This window comes from Mucilaginibacter sp. (genome assembly GCF_025362475.1).
Taxonomy (GTDB): Bacteria; Bacteroidota; Bacteroidia; order Sphingobacteriales; family Sphingobacteriaceae; genus Mucilaginibacter.
Genome location: NZ_JANYGH010000072.1, coordinates 1 through 18,260 on the forward strand (window position 1 = coordinate 1; position 18,260 = coordinate 18,260).

Consider the following 18,260-nt stretch of genomic DNA (forward strand, 5'->3'; position numbering starts at 1 on the left):
CCGATAGTCGATCCCCTCAGCTAAAACTGGGGGGCTTAGAAATCGGATTTAAAACCTAAACCGTTAAAACATACACTAATCAACATCTTTTCTTGATTAGCCAATCTTTACCGGACAACAGTGAACGCAGTGAAGGATCTAATCGCAGACTTTACAGGGCGAAGAAGCATGGCGAATAACAGATCCTTCACTGCGTTCAGGATGACAAAAACTCTTTTAATATTTATTAGCTTAAATACTACTTCTTTTCCCCCAACCACATTACGGCGTTCTCAAACAACTTATTTTGTATATCGGATGTAAAGATCATATCACCATGCCCCATGTTGATATAAAGCATTTTGTATTTGGTGTTAGTCCAAACTACAGGGATATCTCCCCCTCTCAGGATATCCTTTTTTCCCAAAGGATAGTTAGCAGGATCGAGCGTTAACAACACTTTTACATCCTTGTTTAACCGCGGACTGGGCAACCATCCATACCATTCATTTATGGGCGATACAAAATGTACCGGTATACCTTTTGCAATTGGATGTTTGGGATCATCCACTATCAGTTTTGCGGGCAATGGAGGCCAGCTATTATTGTAAAATACAGCGCTACCCAAAAAGTCCACAAACCAGGGCCATTTGGTGTATTTATCATTGTAGCCCGCTACGTGAAAACCCAGCCAGGCTCCGCCATTATCCATATATTTTACAAAAGCGGCGCGCTGCAATTCATTCTGCGGAAAATCATTAAGCCAGATGATTAATTGATATTTTTTGAGGTATTCATCATTTACATTTTTCCAGTTGGTGGTGGTATCCAACACAAAACCCTTTTTAGCAGCGAGGGTTGTAAAATACTTAATGGCATCATTGGCAAAATCCACGTGATCCGATTCCACCGTTGTGGTGTAAAGCGCCAACACCCTAAATTTAGGAGTTTGGGCATGCGCTAATGAGCATAGCAACGCAGCTGTGATCAGGCTTAAAATTTTCTTTAACATAGTCTTTTGTTCTAATATTAATTACCTACCGGCGGCCCACAAAATTGAATTGGTAACCAACCTTACCCATGCAGGATTGTCCAGCAGGTTTGGCGAATGCCCCATAAAAATATATACGTTGCGGGCTTTAACGTGCTCGTTGGTCCAAACAACCGGGTGATCACCCATTTTAACGTCACCTTGTGGCTCATAGGTTGATTCATCCACACTGGCCAGTACATGTACATTGGCACGCGGGCTTTTGTCGTAAGTATACCATTCCTCTTGCTCAACCAGGAAAGAAGCAGGAACGCCCTTCATTACGGGATGCTGTTTAACTTCCACATTCACTTTTCCTTTAGCAAACGTGGCTATGTACGCCTTCCAGCTTATGCCCCCCATAAAATCCGAGAACCATTGCCATTCGTGATAGCCATCAAATTCGCCCAATAATGTGGCATGGTGAAACCCTACCCAGCCCCCTTTTCCCTCATCAATGTATTTTTCAAAAGCAGCCGTTGCTTTATCTGTCCAGGCGTATGGTGCATAATCAAGCTGGAGAAAAAGTTGGTACTGACTTAAAAAGGCGTCATCTATTTTATCAGTGTTTTGGATATAATCAATGGTAAAACCCTTTTCGGCCCCCAGCTTATCCAGCCATACTTTGGCCCGTTTTGAAAACTCAATATGGTGCCCACCATTCTCATATAATGCCAATACCTTAAAATGTTTGGGCTGGGCCATCAAATTAAATGAAGCCAAAAGCAAGATGAGAAACAGTAATTTTTTCATTTGTATTTGATATGATTATTGGTCGATGCTTTGTTTTAATGATGATATGAGTTGCAATGTATTTTGATCAAGCCCGGTAAACAGCCTTTTATCCTCAACAGACCATGGATGGCCCTGACGATAATCCCACCAGCGGTATGATATTTTTGAATATTCGTTACTGATACCTTTCTCTATAGGTTTTTCATAATAATTATTGGTTACTATAGCGTAACCCGACTCTGCTACCCTGATGTTTACATCAAACTTAAGCCAGTAATAATTACCTGTGTTGCTGGTGATCACTTTAAACATGCCGATACCTTTTATCTCTCCGGTATTTTTATCAGATGAATAAAGTTTTGGTGGTTCATCAGGAAAAGTTTTGGCAAACCATTTTTCGGCGCGTGCAAATACCTCGCTTTTACTTTTATTTGTGGTGAACGCTTGCTCGTAATTGATCTTTCCATTTTTCATTGGGATGGATATTTTGGAGGTATCCTGTTGGGCATAATTTGCCAATGGAGTCAGTATATATAAAGTAAAAAGCAATAGCCCGGATCTTATTTTTTGCTTCATAATTTGGGTATAAGGTTTATACTGTGCGCTGTATCTGCATTTCAAATATCAATATTAACTATTACAAAAAGCCCGGGATAACGCCCTACTTTACCACTACGATGAGGTGTTTGCTGTTTCTGATTAAAAAGTTTCGCCTATAATTGTTTTCAGTTAGCAACAATGCTGCAATTATGAAAACCTTAACCTTATCACTTTTTACCTTTCTAATCATCTTTTTCAGCAGTTATACGCTCTTAGGTCAAACCCCTAAACCCCGTTTTAAAGCTATTGCCATTGCCGAAACAGGTGGCGGCCATGCCCGGTTTGATACGGCTGCCCGCATCTGGCTCAATAAACTGGCTATCGACAGTAATTTCACAATCGATTACATTAGTGATACCAAACCTATCACCAAAGTTTTTTTGAAGCAATACCAACTCTTCATCCAATTAGACTATCCGCCATACCCCTGGGGAAAGGAAGCTCAGGAGGCTTTTAAAAACTACCTGGAACATGGCAAAGGCGGCTGGATAGGTTTTCATCACCCCACCTTGCTGGGTGTTTTTGATGGCTACCCTATGTGGCAGTGGTACTCGCAATTTATGGGTGGCATCGAGTTTAAAGATTGTATTCATGGCGGTACTACCGCCTCCCTTAAAATAGAAGACTTAAACCACCCCGCCTTAAAAGGTTTACCTGCTACCTTTAGCACTAAAGATGAATGGTATACTTACAATAAAAGCCCGCGCGCCAATGTGCACGTACTGGCCAGTATTGACGAAAATTCCTTTGTGCCAAACATCAACATTAAAATGGGAGATCATCCCGTGATCTGGACCAATGACCATCTTAAGGCCAAAAACATCTATATTGCGATGGGGCATTTTCCAGAACTTTTTCAGGATAATAATTTTACCACACTCGTGATAAATTCAATATTTTGGGCAGTAAAAAAATAACCAGCTTAAACAGTTCTCTTTCACCCTTATCGCGGGGTGAGCGCTAATGATGACATCAACAACTCCCCTACATAAATACTACAAACAATATCATTTATAGCTAATTCATCCCCTACATTTTATTCTAACGTTCGTTATCTGAAAATCTTTAATTAAATTTCATCCAGATTACCTTATAAGCCCTAATAACCCTGTTGATGAAAAAAATTGCCCTGCTTATTCTTGTTTACAATGCCTTTATTTTTACTGTGATAGGGCAAACTACCATCGGAATACCGGCAATTAAAAACTACACACATGCCGATTTTAATGCCAGTACCGAAATCTACGATGCAAAGCAGGATAGGAACGGAATCTTATATTTTGCAAATAACGATGGGTTACTCACTTTCGATGGCAGTTACTGGAAAATTTATCCTCTGCCCAACAAAGCGGCTATAAAATCATTAGCTATTGATCCATCGGGCCGGATCTTTGCCGGCGGACAGGACGAGATTGGTTACTTTTTTCCGGATGCTCATGGTATTTTACATTTCCACTCCATAAAACAACTCATGCCGCAAAAAGCAAGGCAGTTTGCGGATATCTGGGGCATAGTACTCTACAAAAACGAAGTTTTCTTCCGCACTATCGAGTGTGTGTTTGAGTACAGTAATAATGAAATAAAAACTTTTGACGCACCCGGCGGCTGGCGCTTACTTGAATATGCAGGGGGGCAGTTACTTGCAGAGGATAAGGATGAGGGCCTGATGACTTTTAAAGGTTCGCAATGGCAGCCATGCAAAACAAACCTGCTTACTGCAGAATTGCATATAACTGGGGTAATGGATTATAAAAAGGATACCGTTTTAGTAACAACCTTAAAGAAAGGACTATTCCTACTTACTGGTAATACCCTCATCAAAAAAACAACGGACATTGATCCATTTTTAAATAACGACCTGGTAAGTTGTGCCAGAAAGATAGATAATAACCGTTATGCCATCGGCACAAAAGCCCAGGGGCTTTTTATTATTGACGAAAAAGGTAAGCTTATTGAAAGATTTTCTACCGCAGATGGCTTACAGAGCAACAATATCCTTACGCTACTCCCCGATAAAGATAAAAATCTATGGCTTGGATTAGAGAATGGTTTGGATTTCATTAATTACAGTTCAGCTATAAAACACATTTACGCAAGCAAACAAAACCAGGTAAAAAGTAACGCCATTGGCATATTTAATTACAAACTATACGTTGGTACATCCGACGGACTGTTTAGTGCCTCATTAGATAAGCAGCAAAAAGATTTCAGTAATAGTAAAAGCTTATTTACAGAAGTACAGAATACCCGGGGCCAGGTCTGGAGCTTAGCACAGGTAAACAACTACCTTTTAATGGCCCATGAAGATGGGGCTTTTGTAATTAAAGGTAACCAGGCTGAACCTATCACTACAGGACAAGGCGCCTGGAAGTTTGTTGCTATCCCCTCATCACCCGATATCATCGCAGGCACTTATACCGGCTTGCAGTTACTCAAAAATAACGGTGCAGAATTTAAAAATGACAGTAAAATTGAAGGCATTTATGAGTCGCTATCAAACTTAGCCAGGGATAATGACAATGTGATATGGGCATCGCATCCCTATAGGGGCGTTTACAAAATCCAGCTTTCTGCCGATCGGAGAAAGATCATCCGTTATACCCAGTATACTGATAAAAACGGATTGCCGTCTGTATTAAATAACCAGGTGTACTTTATTAAAAACAAAGTGCTGGTTGCTACCGAAAAGGGCGTTTACGAATACAATGCCGCCAGCAATAAATTTGAAGAATCGGCCTACTTTAAGCCTGTTTTTGGCATTTCGGCCATAAAAAATCTGACAGCAGACAGCTACGGCAACATCTGGTTTGTTAATGACCAACGGATTGGGGTAATGGATTTCAGCAAGCCATCGGCAGGTAAACCATACAGCGTGATCTATTTTCCTGAGCTCGCGGGGCAGACTATTAAAGGCGCTGCCTATTTGTATCCCTATGATATGGAGAATATCTTCATCGGTTCAAATAATGGCATTTTCCACCTCAATTATCGTCAGTATGTTAAATCAGAAACCAAACTAAATGTGTTGCTCACCTCAGTAAAAGCCATTGCCGAAAAAGATAGTTTGATCTTCGGGGGCTACTTTATGAAAGGCGACCGTATCACTAACTCGCAAAACACCAGGCAGATAACCAGTGTATCCAAACATTGGAACTCTTTTCATTTTGAATATTCATCTACCCTGTTCGCACAAAAAAGCAATGAGGAGTTTACTTATAAACTGATAGGATTTGATGACGAATGGTCAAAATGGTCGATAAAAACTGAGAAAGATTACACCAACCTGCCTTACGGCAAATACACCTTTTCGGTAAGGGTGCGTAACAATCTGGGCAACTCATCTCCAGCAGTTAACTACACTTTTATAGTTGAGCCGGCCTGGTATCAAACTATCCTGGCTTACTTCTTTTACATTTTATTAGCGGTTTATGCCCTTTATTATGCTTACAAGGCACAGCATAAACGCTTTGAACTGCACCAACAAAAACATGAGGAAGAACAACGCCGCCTGAGTTACCTGCACAGCCTGGAACTGGATAGGAATGAGAAAGAGATCATCGCGCTTAAAAATGATAACCTGCAGACTGAGCTGAACTTCAAGAACAAAGAATTGGCCACCATCACCATGCAGCAGGTAGAACGGGGCCGCATCCTGCTGAATTTAAAAGAGGAATTAACCAATATCATCAAAAAACTAAAACAACCCGATCTTACCCACGAGTTCAGGAGCGTTTTTCGTTTACTGACCGACTCCGAGAAAAAAGATGATGACTGGAACAGCTTCGCCATTTATTTTGACCAGGTTCACAATAACTTCCTTACCACCATGAAGGCCAAATTTCCATGCCTCAGTGCTACCGATCTGAAGCTTTGTGCCTACCTGCGGCTCAACCTTACCTCTAAAGAAATAGCACAGCTAATGAACATTTCGCTCAAAGGAGTTGAGATTAGCCGATACCGGGTACGAAAAAAACTGGTTTTAACTACCGAGATTAATTTGTATGATTTCCTGATCGAAATAACTAAATAAACACCTGCTAATCTGCCCCTAAACTTTTTATAGGATTTGTCCCTGTCGTCCGAAACAGTGCGGAATACAATGACATCAAATGATTAAATATCAACTACTTGTATATCCTACCCATCGTCGCATCGTCAAAAATCACCTTCTTTAATTCTTCTATGTCGATGGCTCCCTGGTGGCGGTAAACTACTTTTCCATCCGGGTCAACTAACATGGTATAGGGTAAAGCGCCGTCCCATTTGGGGTCAACGGCTTCAATCATTTTGTATTTATCATCTCCGATGTACAGGTAATTGAGGCCCGATGCCTGTTTGCTTTTCAAAAAGCTTAAGACCTTATCTTTGCGGGCGGGATCATCGGCGCTGATAGTTACAAGTTCGAGTCCCCTGTCGCGGTACAGGTGCATCAGGGTCACCAGGTCTGGAAATTCGGCCACACACGGGCCGCACCAGGTTGCCCAAAGGTTAATGAGCCTTAATTTATCGGTTTTATTTTTAACGAGGTTCACAATACCCGCGGCATCTACGGTATCCTATTTAACAGGTTCGTTGGCCCAGCTTACGGCAGCTTTTTGGATCCAGTCCTGCTTCTCGGCCCATTTGACAGAGCACCCGAAGGTTTTGGTTACTGGTACTGCAACTTCCTTACCCGCCAGCAAAGCGTCGATAGCATTACGGGCATCCAGTGATTTAGGCGTTTTAGCCGGGTTTTCCATATCATCAATCCGGCCGTTATAGCACAACTTTCTATCTTTATCAAAAACAAAAATATGTGGTGTGGCTACAGGCCCATATTTATTTGAGGCAATCTCGGTTTCGCCATCATATAGGTATGGGAAATTAAAATGCCTTTGCGTGGCCCTTATTTTCATATCGTCAAATGAGTCGCCCACATCGCTGTAACCCAATTCATCTAAACGCAACGAGGTCGGATTGTTGGGGTTGATGGCAACCACCGTTACGCCTTTATCGGCATAATCGCCGGTAAGTTTCACCAGCCTATCCTCATAAGCCTGCGATGTGGGGCAATGATTACAGATAAAAACCACAACCAGCACCCTGGCATCTTTAAATGACTGCAAGGAATACGTTTTGCCATCTATGCCGGGCAAATTAAAATCTGGCGCCAAAGCGCCTGTTGCCAGTGTGGTGCGGCTTACCTGCGCAGTGGCAAAAGTTGCTACAAATAGCAGTAAAAACAATGGCAGGGCATTTTTAATTGGCTTCATGCTTCATCAAATTAATTATTCATGTAAGGCAACAGCCAGCAGGTACCAGGCAGTATGCGGCAGCCACTGCTCGGCCCAGCGCCAGTCATAATCTTTGTGAATCTGGGCATATGACAGGTTAAAATCGATATCATTCTCATCATTGAGGCCGGATGTTATACCGTTTACTATACCACCTGGCGCATTGGTATACTCAAACGTGCCGAAGAAACCGTAAGCCGGGTTATTGTGACCCGTGCCTTGCAGCATACTGGCATCAAATGGATTGAGCCCCAATACCCAGTTCAGCTGATCGATGGCGAACGTTTCCAGTTGATCATGAAATGGCTTATCGTCCATAAACAAACCGGCAGCTAATCTTGCTGCGGTAGCCATTGATGATAAACGCGCATTTTCGCCCTGCCACCATGGCGAGGCATCACTGCCCTGCGGAAAGAAAAATGATGTGCGCCTTTTACCCAAAGTATCCTGCACCAACTGCCTGCTATAACCAAACGGGTTGTTTACCTCATGCGTCACCTTTAATTCAAACTCAAAAGAGCTTTTAATGGCTTTTTTGATAGCGGCCTGCATGCCGGCATCGGCATAAGGGTAATAATAAATTAAACTGGTTACCGGCAAACCAGCATCAGACGGGTGGAAGAAAGGGCGATCTGTACTATCTGCGCGCCAATAATTTTTATAATCACCCCAGTTGGATAAACGATTTATTAAATTATTAGCACGTTTGGTTGCGGCAATTAAATACTCCGGCTTTTTGCTGGCTTTATATAATTCTGTAGCCGCAGTTAAGGCACAGTAGTCATCAAGAATATTTTCTTTACCATCAAAGGTCATGAGCTTATTATTGGCTTGCAGAAATTTAAAGGCATTTTCGGCAGCCTGCAAGTATTGGGCATTGGTAAAATCGCCGCTTGCTTTAGCAGACGATGCCATGGCAAGTGCGGCTATCGCTATACCACCGCCCGATCGAAAACTGGCCTGGTAGCGATGCCAGTCGCTGTTTTGCGCGTCATTTTTCAGTGTTTGATCTTTGGTTTGTTTGATGCGGTATGATGCGTCTTCGGCCCGGATCACCCTGTCTTTCGCCAGTTTCCCAGGCCCAGGGGCCGATACCGATCTATAGAACGAGCCATCCTTTGCCTGCATCCGTACCAGGTAATCTGCACCGTAAATAGCCTCGTCTAAAACCCTGCGGTTGATCTGCCTAAAATCGGTTACCGTTTTTTTATTAAGCAATTCGTTGGTTTTAAATAAACTATAAACCACCAGCGAGATTTGCTGCGGGTTAAAATACAGGGAAAACGACAAATGCGAAAGATGCTTGCCATAATCACCGGTAGCATCGTACCAGCCGCCATGAGCATCAACGGTATCGGTAGTTTTACCTGCCAGCAGCAGGTGATGATCGGCCTTATCTATCTCCCCCGCGCTGCGCTGCCCTTTGAAATAATAAACCACATCCGATAGGGTTGCCTGCTCCAAAACATTTTTACCGATTTTGAAAAGGTACGAACTTATCTTTTTTCCAGGCAAATCTACCTGAATCCTGTAAGTACCATCTGTGTTAAAACCACTGAAATCAATTGTATAAAACTCCCGCCCTTTCCAGCCATTCACCTTACCACTGTAAACAGGCTTACCGCTAAATACGGTTTTATCAGCTTCATCCAACAATTCAAACGAGTTGATGGAATATTGCTTATCAGTTACCACAATTGCTTTTTTTGCCTTCGTATCCTCGTACCCCACCTGGTTGGTAACTACTTTTATGTTTTGCGCCAGGGCAATGCCCGGCAGCGCTATCGTTATGAGGAAAGATTGTATTTTTTTATTGATCATATGCTTATTTTAATCATATCTATTTCAAATCTTTTCTATAGAGGGGTGCTTTCAGAAACACAGCCCTCCCGCCCCTCTCGAGAGGGGAATCGCACTTGCCCGTGCTTTTTTTTGTTACATCACTTTAGTTCTACCGAATATAATGAATTATGGCCGGTGATGTATAGCGTTTTACCACCCTTACCGCCAAAAGCCAATCCGGTTGGTCGTTCAGGTACTTTTATTATGTTGATCTGTTTGCCAGCGCTATTGTATTCATAAATTTCACCATCAGCAATAAACACATTACCAGCCGCGTCTGTGGCAGATGCAAACTCGCCGCGCTCGGCAAAGTATTTCAGATTGCTTAAATAACCTTCTTTACTCACGTCCATTTGAACGGTTCGCTTATCATATTCATCAGTAGTGTAAACCGGTTTACCCGGATATGCTGCCGTTAAAGCGCTTGCGCGGGCCAGGTCATATACCACCGGGATAATGGTTACCCCATCTGGTGCTACAAAACATTCGGTTGGTTTATTTACTGATACGGCATTAAAATCATGATAGTCCCTCCAGCGGTATGCAGGATACAATGCACGATAAACGGTTTTGCCAATCGGCATCGCTTCTTTTTTAAGGGCGCTAATAGTTTCATCCGGATTCTCAGGGTCAATACTATAAGCCATGCTGGCAAAACCGGAGTTTCCCCATCCGCTGAATGATGTACCGGCGGCGTCAGCTGGATTCTTAAACTCCTCCTGCTTGCCGTTGATCAAATAGCCTGGTTTGGGCACATATTTAAAAACCACCAATAGCTTATCGTTCTGATCGCAAGCCAGCGAAAGTGGTTCCCATGGATAATCGGCCAATAAACTAATGGTTTCTGTATTTACATCCCACTTATAAATGCGGCGCATCCGGGCTTCACTAAAATAAATATTGCCCTTGCTATCGGTACATACGCTGTTAGCAAACTCAAACCCTTTGGCCAACTGTTTTACATTGCCAATTTCTGTAGTCGATTTCAGCGTTCCGCTAATAAAAAGCCTTGCAAACTCCCATGGCCGCACCTCCATATTGGTGCCAATATCATATAAGGGGTTGGTAGTGGTATATTTTATCTGGCTGTAATTATGCACGTTCAGTAACTCTACGTTTTTGTTGTTCCAGCTCCTGATGGCATAAGGATAAGGCTTATTCACCCTGATCACCCTAAACATATACAGGTTGGCAAAAATCATATCGCTGGTTTGCTCCAGCTCCAGAGGCTGACACTCGGTACTTTCGCGACTTTCTTCTTCCAATTGCAGAGCGTAAACCTTCCAGTTGGCTACCTTATTAAACCGTACTTCGTTACGTACATGGTGCTCAACAGACAAAGCATAAATTCTGCCGGGCGTACTGGTATTAGATACATAAACACCGGCAGTAGCATAAGTATTTGCCGACCAAATATTTTTAAATGTGCCTCCTCCTCCATCAGTTATCCAAAGGCTCCAATATTGAGTATCCCACATATCACTATCATTTCCGCGGTACAAACCAGGAGCATCTTTTACGCCGGGCTTATTCATCCCACCATGGCCGCCTAAAAATTTCACATCGTTGAGGTATGATTTTTCGCCGGCCATCCATTTACACGCCACCGCCCTTGGGTTAATCCTGCCCGTAGAAATACCTATACCGGTAATAATATTGGCGCCACCTTTTGAGGTTTCAATCATGGCTACAGGTTTGCCGAAACCACCAAAGGCCGGCGTATTATCCGTAATCAATATTTGGGTTGCTATTGGGTTTAAACCAATGAGTACCGTATTGGGTTTAAGCTTTAAAGTTTCGGTAATGCGGTATTGCCCTTGCGGCAGGTAAATGGTCGCATATTTATCAATAGCATCCTGCAGAGCCCTGGTATCATCGGTAACACCATCACCTTTAGCGCCAAGCGATTGCAGGTTTGCCCAGGTGGCTATTGCGGGAAAATCCGGTATATCTGTAATTGCAGGCGGAGGTAATACCTGCAATGGTTCAATTTCATTAGTAGTTTTATATGCTGGATCGGCGTTAAGGTCATCAATCTGCAAACCGTAGGTAAAGTTTCTTATTTTATAGATAGGCCCCACTCCCTTTGTCTGAGTTCCGCTGCGGCGGTAGCTGGCCAAAACCGGCACATCGCGGCACACCACATTGCGCAGGCTGATCTGGTTAAAAGCGTTATCCTCGTTGCTGATAATAATGGCAGGGCCGCTTACCTTATCAAAACTGCAATCCTCCATAAACAGTTTTTCATGATAGTTTGGGTTAATATTAATCACCGTGGGCACGTTTTTAACATTCATGCGTACGATGGTAAGCCCGGCTTCCTGTGTGCGTATCGCGGCTTTACGCTGACCCTCAAAATAAGTATCTACCATCATAAATTGCCAGCCGGGCGATGGCTTGGTGGTATAAATGCCATAGTCCCCATTAAAAAAGCGCACATCTTCCATTTCGTTACCCACATCAAACATGCCCGCCTTGCCATTTCCTGCATCAATATCCACATGGGCAATAAAACTATGCTGGGCATAATGCGTACGCAGGGCAACGGCAACCGGGTTGCCATCTTCAATTTTCAGGTTGATGTTTGATAGCGCACTATAAAAGGTAGATGCCCCGGCATCGTAAATCTCTTCGCCCGGTTTGGAAATATTATTCACGAACCAGAACATGTATTTTGCCTTCCCTTTATCTGTAGTATCGGCCTGCTGAAAGCCGGGTGAGTTTTTGGCCAGGATAATCACTGGCCGCGTTTTACCGTAACCAATTAACCGTACCGCCCTTGGCACAAAAATGGTTTTACTGATAAGGTATTTCCCTTCGGGGATAAAAAGCACGCCAAAATTATTTTTATCCTTTACATAATTAATTGCCTGCTGCAAAGCATTAGATACATCAGTTTTGCCATCCGCTTTAATAGCATACTTATCGGGCGTAAAATAAACAGCCTCCTTATCATTCAAACGCTGCTGGTAAAATGACCGGCCTGCACCAAATCCAGGTTGATTGGCAGGCGATTTGCCAAAGCTTGCAGAGCAGGTTAAAAACAATAATAAAAATAGTAACAGGGTGTTTTTCACGTTGGTAAATATTAGGTTGGTTTAATTGGTATTTAAATTTTAATGATGTTATATCTATTTCTTCTTCCAAACAAAAATCATCATAAGTATTTTCCATTGCTAATTTGCACAGCCCTACATCACCACTACCCATATAAATATTACAGCCGCCAATTTATATCCGTTAACAATCCGTTATCAGGTCAAAATTGAAAGCTAAAAAAGTCATTTACTATTTTTACCTGTAGTGCTGTAAATCGTCATTTACTAAGTGATAAATACCTTTAAATAAGGTTGTTAAATTATATGTAGTGGTAATGTAGTGCACGCAAACTATAAATTAGTTTAACTTTATAGCATACTTGCAACGTATTAGAACCTGAATTAAGCGACAGCCAAAGCGCTTACCCATAAGTTTGATAAAACGGTTTTATTGCTGCCTGGTGTTGGCTTGCAATAAGCCGCTATAACCTTTAAAGTATGAGAAAATTCCTGATAGCTACACATGGAGCCTTTGCCAATGGGGTAAAATCCTCCCTTGAAATTATCATTGGCGAAACCGAAAACCTATTCCTGATTGGTGCTTATTTAGACCAGAACGTTTCTGTGGAAGATGAGCTGAAACCTATCCTGGATAGCCTTAGTGATGATGATGAACTGATCATTTTTACTGATCTGCTTGGCGGAAGCGTAAATAACATTATGCTAAGGGAAGCACTGCGCGAAAATGTACACATCTTATCGGGCTTTAATTTACCGCTGTTAATTGAAGTTATTTTAAGCGACAATGATACCCCGGTTGCCGAAGTGATAGAAAGCGCCATTGAGAACGCAAAAGCGCAGCTTGCCTATGTCAATAAACTCATAGAAGAACAACAAAACAACCCTGACAATGATTAAACTGATACGGATAGACGACAGATTGGTACACGGGCAAGTAGCGTTTACCTGGACGCCTGCCCTTGATGCTGATTGTTTAGTTGTGGCCAATGATAAGGTGGCAAAAGACGAATTCATGAAAATGACGCTCGGCCTGGCTAAGCCCGCATCGGCAAAGTTGCTGATCAAATCACTGGCTGATGCGGCTATCTTTTTAAATGATCCCCGCGCCCAAAACCTTAAAATTTTACTCATCGTTAATTCTGTTAGGGATGCGGCTGTTTTGGTTGATGAAATAAGCGAAATCAGATCGATAAACTTTGGAGGCATCCGTACGAAGGAAGGCACCCGATCAATTTCAAAAGCTATCGCCCTTACCGACGAAGATATCCTAATTATAAAAGAAATGCTGGCTAAGGGACTTGAGCTGGAAGTAAGACAGGTACCTACCGATAAAAAAGTAATGATAGAAACGTTAATAACCCAATAAAGTGCTAACAACATTCCTTCTCCTTACCCTGATAGCCGTTTTTGGGCATTTGGAGGATTTTTTGGGAACTACCCTATTGAGCAGGCCTTTAGTATTAGGGCCGCTGGTGGGTTTGGTTTTGGGAGATGTTAAACAGGGGGTAATGATTGGTGCTACGCTGGAACTAATCTTCATGGGCAATATTAAGGTGGGCGCTGCTATCCCTCCCGATATTATTACCGGTGGTGTGCTGGGCACCGCTTTTGCCATTCTATCACACAAAGGCCCCGCCATCGCCCTGGCTTTGGCTGTGCCGATATCCATTTTAGCCGAAATGGTAATTAGCGGGCTGTTTGTTTTCCGGGCCATATACAATAAAAAATTTGCACAATATGCAGACCATGGAGATTATGAAAGTATTCAACGGCTGCATATTCTATCCGGCCTGTTAAAACCCCTGCTCATGGGGATCATCGTTTTTGTAGCGCTCGAAACAGGATCAACCGCCATTAAATCATTTTTAAATCTCATACCTGCATGGGTACAATCAGGCCTGCAGGTGGCGGGCAATATGCTGCCTGCGTTGGGTTTCGCGCTGCTGATGAACCTGATGTTCAATAAAAAAGTTGCCCCCTATTTTTTCCTGGGGTTTACGCTGGCTGCCTTTTTAAAGCTGCCCATAATTGCCATTGGAGGGCTTGGTGTAATTATAGCCCTGATAGTTACCCAGGCCCCGCCTAAACCGGCAACTGCCGCGGATAATGAATTTGATTTTGACGATCCTCCAACAGAAAGTATCCCGGCACAACCTCAACACAAATTAAGCAAGGGCATATTGCGTAAGTTATTTTTCCGCTCGCTTACATTAGAGGCCAACTTTAACTTTGAAACATGGCAAAATACAGGCTTTGTATTTGCTATGATACCCGTGCTAAAAAAACTCTATCAAACCAAGGCCGAAATGTCAAAAGCACTTATAAGACATTTGCAATTATTCAACACAAGTCCCTACGGCTCAACGTTAATCATAGGTATTACTGCAGCCATGGAAGAGCAAAATAAGGCAGATAAAGATTTTGACGAGGATTCTATCAGTTCGGTAAAATTAGGCCTCATGGGGCCATTGGCCGGGGTGTTTGATTCTTTGTTTTGGGGTACATTCAAGGTTATCGCTGCCGGGGTGGGTACTTCGCTGGCAATAAAAGGTAACATATTGGCCCCCCTGCTTTTCCTGTTGATATTTAATGTACCTCATTTGCTATTGAGGTATAACCTCACGTTTATAGGATACAATACAGGCACCAAATTTCTGCAGAACCTTGCCAAAAACAATGTGATGGACAGGCTTACAGCAGGCGCGGCTATTTTAGGACTAATGGTGGTCGGCGCTATGCCGGCTACACTAATGGTTATCAAAACACCACTGAACATTGGCAGTTCATCGTCGGCGGTGTCGATTCAAGGTATCCTTGACCAGATATTACCTGCCATGATACCGCTTGCACTTACCTTTCTGGTATATTATTTTGTAAAAAAACAGGTTAAAACCACCTGGCTGTTGTTAGGCTTATTGGCGCTGGGTTTTATAGGCAGTATAATCCATTTATTTGTATGATCTTAACTGGCACAGGTGCATCCCCCGGAATTGCAATAGGCAATGCTTATGTGCTTAAAAAGCAGGAAGCCGCCTTAACAGGGTTGATATTGACTGATGACTCGGCCATCACCTTCGAAATTGAAAAATTCGACACAGCTGTAAATAGTTCCTTGACAGAAATAAACATCATGATTGATAGTTATGATGAAGACAATGGCAGCGAAGGCCTGGAAATATTGGAAACTCATATAGAGTTGTTAAGCGATCCGCAAATTAAAGAGGATGTTGCCCAAAAAATAGCGATCGAAAAGAGGAACGTAAACGACGCCGTTATAGCAGTAATTGCTGATGCCGTAGCCATGTTTAAAGGCATGGACAATGAATACCTGCAGGCCCGTGCGGCAGATGTACAGGATATTGGCAACAGGATTTTAAAAAACTTAAATATTACGGGCAAAACCGCTGCAAGAATATATCAGCGCAACACTATAATTATCGCAGAAGACCTTACTCCATCTGATACCATTAGCATGGATATTACCCATGTTATTGGTTTTGCAACGCAGGCCGGCAGCAAAACATCGCATGCTGCTATTATTGCCAAATCAAGAGGTATCCCGGCGGTTGTTGGTTGCGGAGACACATTGGCAAACATTAAAAACAACGATCACCTGATTCTTGATGGCCAAACCGGTGAAATCATCATAAACCCGGATGAGGAAACTATTATTGAATACCAGGTAAAAAAGGAGAACTGGCTTGCCGAAACGGCTTTATTAAAGTCGCAGAAAAACAAAGCGGCAATAACCACAGACGGCACATTAGTACAACTATTTGCCAACATTGCCAATGCTGATGATATGGAACATGCCCATAGCTTTGGAGCTGAAGGCAGCGGCCTGCTGCGTACTGAATTACTATTTATGGGCCGCGATTCGTTACCAACAGAGGAAGAACAATTTACATTTTATAAAGCAGTAGCGTTAAAAGCGAAAGGCAAACCAGTTGTTGTGCGCACACTGGATATTGGGGGCGACAAACAATTTCCCTATTTTAATTTCCCTGCCGAGCAAAACCCTTTTCTGGGCTACCGCGCCATCAGGATCTGTTTAGATAGAACTGATATTTTTATTACACAGTTAAAAGCTATATTACGGGCAAGTGCATTTGGGAAGCTTAAGATCATGTTCCCGATGATAGCTAATGTGCAGGAGATCCGCGCGGCGAAAGTCATACTGAACCAGGCTATGGAAGAACTGGATAAAGCTGGTATCGGTTTTGATAAAACTATCAGGATAGGTATCATGATCGAGATCCCCTCTGCAGCTATCACTGCCGACCTGTTGGCCAAAGAGGTTGATTTCTTCAGCATCGGCACAAATGATCTTTGCCAGTATACTTTGGCTGTTGACAGGATGAATGAGAAGGTAAAAACCCTTTATGACCCTTATAATCCGGCAGTACTCAGGCTGATAAGTTATGTAATTGATGAGGCAAACAAAAACAATATTGAAGTTGGCATGTGCGGCGAACTTGCATCGGACCCCGACGCCACCCTGCTGCTATTAGGCATGGGGTTAAAAGAGTTTTCCATGAGCGCCACATCCATACCCCATATAAAAAACACGATTATTCAAAGCGATATGGAGTTTGCAAAACAAGTAAAACAACGGGTTATGGCTATGGATAATTCAATTGCTATCGCCGCATATTTAAAGGAGGTAAATAAATGATCTCAAAAGAATATAAGAACACCGCTGCCGAGGGGATTCACGCCCGGCCGGCAACCGCGTTAGTAAAACTCTCTAAAAAGTTCACATCTTCCATCAGCATGAAAAAGGGCGAGCGTACAGTAAGGCTTAACAGCCTGCTCAATATACTTTCGCTGGCAACAAAGGGCGATGACACCATTACTATTATTATTGAAGGTGAGGACGAGGTAAGCGCAATGGTAGCCATTGATATATTTTTTCACGAAGAACTAAAACATTTGTAATGAAGATAACGATCACCAAAAACGAACGTGAATTTAATGAGACAGCGGCATGGCGCATCATAGGCCAAATGCTGGAAAAACCGAGCGCTGTGATAGGTCTTTCAACAGGCCAAACTACGATGGATATGCACCGTATTGTATCTGATATTTACACCCAATACCCTTTTGATGTATCGCGCGTTACGCTTTTTAATGTGGACGAACTCACCAACCTGCCACGCGAATATGCAGGAAGCTGTTATACCATGATACTGAACCAGATTGCCGGGCCGCTGGGCATACCTGATGAAAACTTTATTATGCCCCCTACCATGAGTGATGACTTTGAGGCCGAAAGCCTGCTATTTGAACAACGCCTTGCCGAACGTGGCGGCGCCGACCTGCAGATGCTTGGCATTGGCAGCAATGGACACATAGGCATAAACCAGCCCGGTACGCCATTTGAAAGTGAAACATGGGTATCACCAATGGACCCCGACTTTGAAGCCCGTGTACGCCGGGAAACACAAGTACCTGATGATGTGGTATTAGGAGGATTAACCCGCGGCATAAAAAACATTATGCATACCCGTAAGCTTATCCTGATAGCCAAAGGCGCGCACAAGGCCCGCATTATTGAGCAGGCCATCTTAGGCCCGGTTTCAACAGATATTCCAGCCTCGGTAGTTCAATTACATCCCAACTGCGAAATTTTGTTGGATGCAGATGCCGGCGCGTTAATTTACGAAAAGGCAAAGCAACGGGGATTTGTTTTTTAGTTTTATTATACGCCAGGACAAGAAGTTTAAAAACTTCCGTCCTGGC

Annotated in this window: 15 protein-coding genes; 8 read left to right on the top strand and 7 right to left on the bottom strand. The window is 42.9% G+C overall.

The genetic code is table 11. The annotated features are described in order from the left end of the window. Nucleotides 1-238 precede the first annotated feature (238 nt). Genes Q0R88_RS24785 through Q0R88_RS24795 form a run of 3 tightly spaced genes read right to left on the bottom strand, consistent with a single transcriptional unit; the run spans nucleotide 239 to nucleotide 2,320 of the window. On the bottom strand, nucleotides 239-991 hold the full coding sequence (locus tag Q0R88_RS24785) for a ThuA domain-containing protein (RefSeq protein WP_295721115.1): 753 nt from the start codon (nucleotides 989-991) through the stop codon (nucleotides 239-241). 21 nt (nucleotides 992-1,012) lie between these two features. Then, complete coding sequence (locus Q0R88_RS24790) at nucleotides 1,013-1,762, bottom strand: ThuA domain-containing protein (RefSeq protein WP_295721116.1); 750 nt, start codon at nucleotides 1,760-1,762, stop codon at nucleotides 1,013-1,015. A gap of 15 nt (nucleotides 1,763-1,777) precedes the next feature. Further along, nucleotides 1,778-2,320 (bottom strand): DUF4468 domain-containing protein, encoded by a 543-nt coding sequence (locus tag Q0R88_RS24795; protein ID WP_295721117.1) that lies wholly within the window; start codon nucleotides 2,318-2,320, stop codon nucleotides 1,778-1,780. A 173-nt stretch (nucleotides 2,321-2,493) separates the two neighbouring features. Here Q0R88_RS24795 and Q0R88_RS24800 point away from each other — a divergent pair, with 173 nt between their 5' ends. Both Q0R88_RS24800 and Q0R88_RS24805 read left to right on the top strand, forming a co-directional pair. After that, on the top strand, nucleotides 2,494-3,261 hold the full coding sequence (locus Q0R88_RS24800) for a ThuA domain-containing protein (protein WP_295721118.1): 768 nt from the start codon (nucleotides 2,494-2,496) through the stop codon (nucleotides 3,259-3,261). A gap of 197 nt (nucleotides 3,262-3,458) precedes the next feature. Continuing rightward, nucleotides 3,459-6,374, top strand: a complete 2,916-nt coding sequence (locus Q0R88_RS24805) for a triple tyrosine motif-containing protein (RefSeq protein WP_295721119.1) — start codon at nucleotides 3,459-3,461, stop codon at nucleotides 6,372-6,374. Nucleotides 6,375-6,468: 94 nt separating this feature from the next. Here Q0R88_RS24805 and Q0R88_RS24810 read toward each other — a convergent pair whose 3' ends face one another. The 4 genes from Q0R88_RS24810 to Q0R88_RS24825 all read right to left on the bottom strand — a co-directional run bounded on the left by Q0R88_RS24810 (nucleotide 6,469) and on the right by Q0R88_RS24825 (nucleotide 12,536). Next, on the bottom strand, nucleotides 6,469-6,876 hold the full coding sequence (locus tag Q0R88_RS24810; protein ID WP_295721120.1) for a TlpA disulfide reductase family protein: 408 nt from the start codon (nucleotides 6,874-6,876) through the stop codon (nucleotides 6,469-6,471). Nucleotides 6,877-6,900: 24 nt separating this feature from the next. Then, on the bottom strand, nucleotides 6,901-7,596 hold the full coding sequence (locus Q0R88_RS24815) for a thioredoxin family protein (protein WP_295721121.1): 696 nt from the start codon (nucleotides 7,594-7,596) through the stop codon (nucleotides 6,901-6,903). 15 nt (nucleotides 7,597-7,611) lie between these two features. Next, nucleotides 7,612-9,438: a glycoside hydrolase family 9 protein gene (locus Q0R88_RS24820; RefSeq protein ID WP_295721122.1), complete on the bottom strand. Its 1,827-nt coding sequence runs from the start codon at nucleotides 9,436-9,438 to the stop codon at nucleotides 7,612-7,614. Nucleotides 9,439-9,557: 119 nt separating this feature from the next. Then, on the bottom strand, nucleotides 9,558-12,536 hold the full coding sequence (locus tag Q0R88_RS24825) for a glycosyl hydrolase family 28-related protein (protein ID WP_295721123.1): 2,979 nt from the start codon (nucleotides 12,534-12,536) through the stop codon (nucleotides 9,558-9,560). Between the two features lie 459 nt (nucleotides 12,537-12,995). Between Q0R88_RS24825 and Q0R88_RS24830 the strand changes: the two genes are divergently transcribed. Genes Q0R88_RS24830 through Q0R88_RS24855 form a run of 6 tightly spaced genes read left to right on the top strand, consistent with a single transcriptional unit; the run spans nucleotide 12,996 to nucleotide 18,214 of the window. Next, complete coding sequence (locus Q0R88_RS24830; RefSeq protein ID WP_295721124.1) at nucleotides 12,996-13,415, top strand: hypothetical protein; 420 nt, start codon at nucleotides 12,996-12,998, stop codon at nucleotides 13,413-13,415. After that, nucleotides 13,408-13,884 carry a PTS sugar transporter subunit IIB gene (locus Q0R88_RS24835; RefSeq protein WP_295721125.1) on the top strand — a complete coding sequence of 159 codons (477 nt, stop codon included), beginning with the start codon at nucleotides 13,408-13,410 and terminating at the stop codon, nucleotides 13,882-13,884. The genes Q0R88_RS24830 and Q0R88_RS24835 overlap by 8 nt, the downstream gene beginning before the upstream one ends. A 1-nt stretch (nucleotide 13,885) precedes the next feature. Continuing rightward, entirely contained in the window at nucleotides 13,886-15,478 is a 1,593-nt protein-coding gene (locus Q0R88_RS24840) for a PTS system mannose/fructose/sorbose family transporter subunit IID (protein ID WP_295721126.1), read from the top strand. After that, complete coding sequence (ptsP, locus tag Q0R88_RS24845; protein WP_295721127.1) at nucleotides 15,475-17,193, top strand: phosphoenolpyruvate--protein phosphotransferase; 1,719 nt, start codon at nucleotides 15,475-15,477, stop codon at nucleotides 17,191-17,193. Before Q0R88_RS24840 ends, ptsP begins: the two co-directional genes overlap by 4 nt. Beyond that, entirely contained in the window at nucleotides 17,190-17,456 is a 267-nt protein-coding gene (locus tag Q0R88_RS24850) for an HPr family phosphocarrier protein (protein ID WP_295721128.1), read from the top strand. Before ptsP ends, Q0R88_RS24850 begins: the two co-directional genes overlap by 4 nt. Then, nucleotides 17,456-18,214 (top strand): 6-phosphogluconolactonase, encoded by a 759-nt coding sequence (locus Q0R88_RS24855; protein WP_295721129.1) that lies wholly within the window; start codon nucleotides 17,456-17,458, stop codon nucleotides 18,212-18,214. The genes Q0R88_RS24850 and Q0R88_RS24855 overlap by 1 nt, the downstream gene beginning before the upstream one ends. Nucleotides 18,215-18,260: the final 46 nt, after the last annotated feature.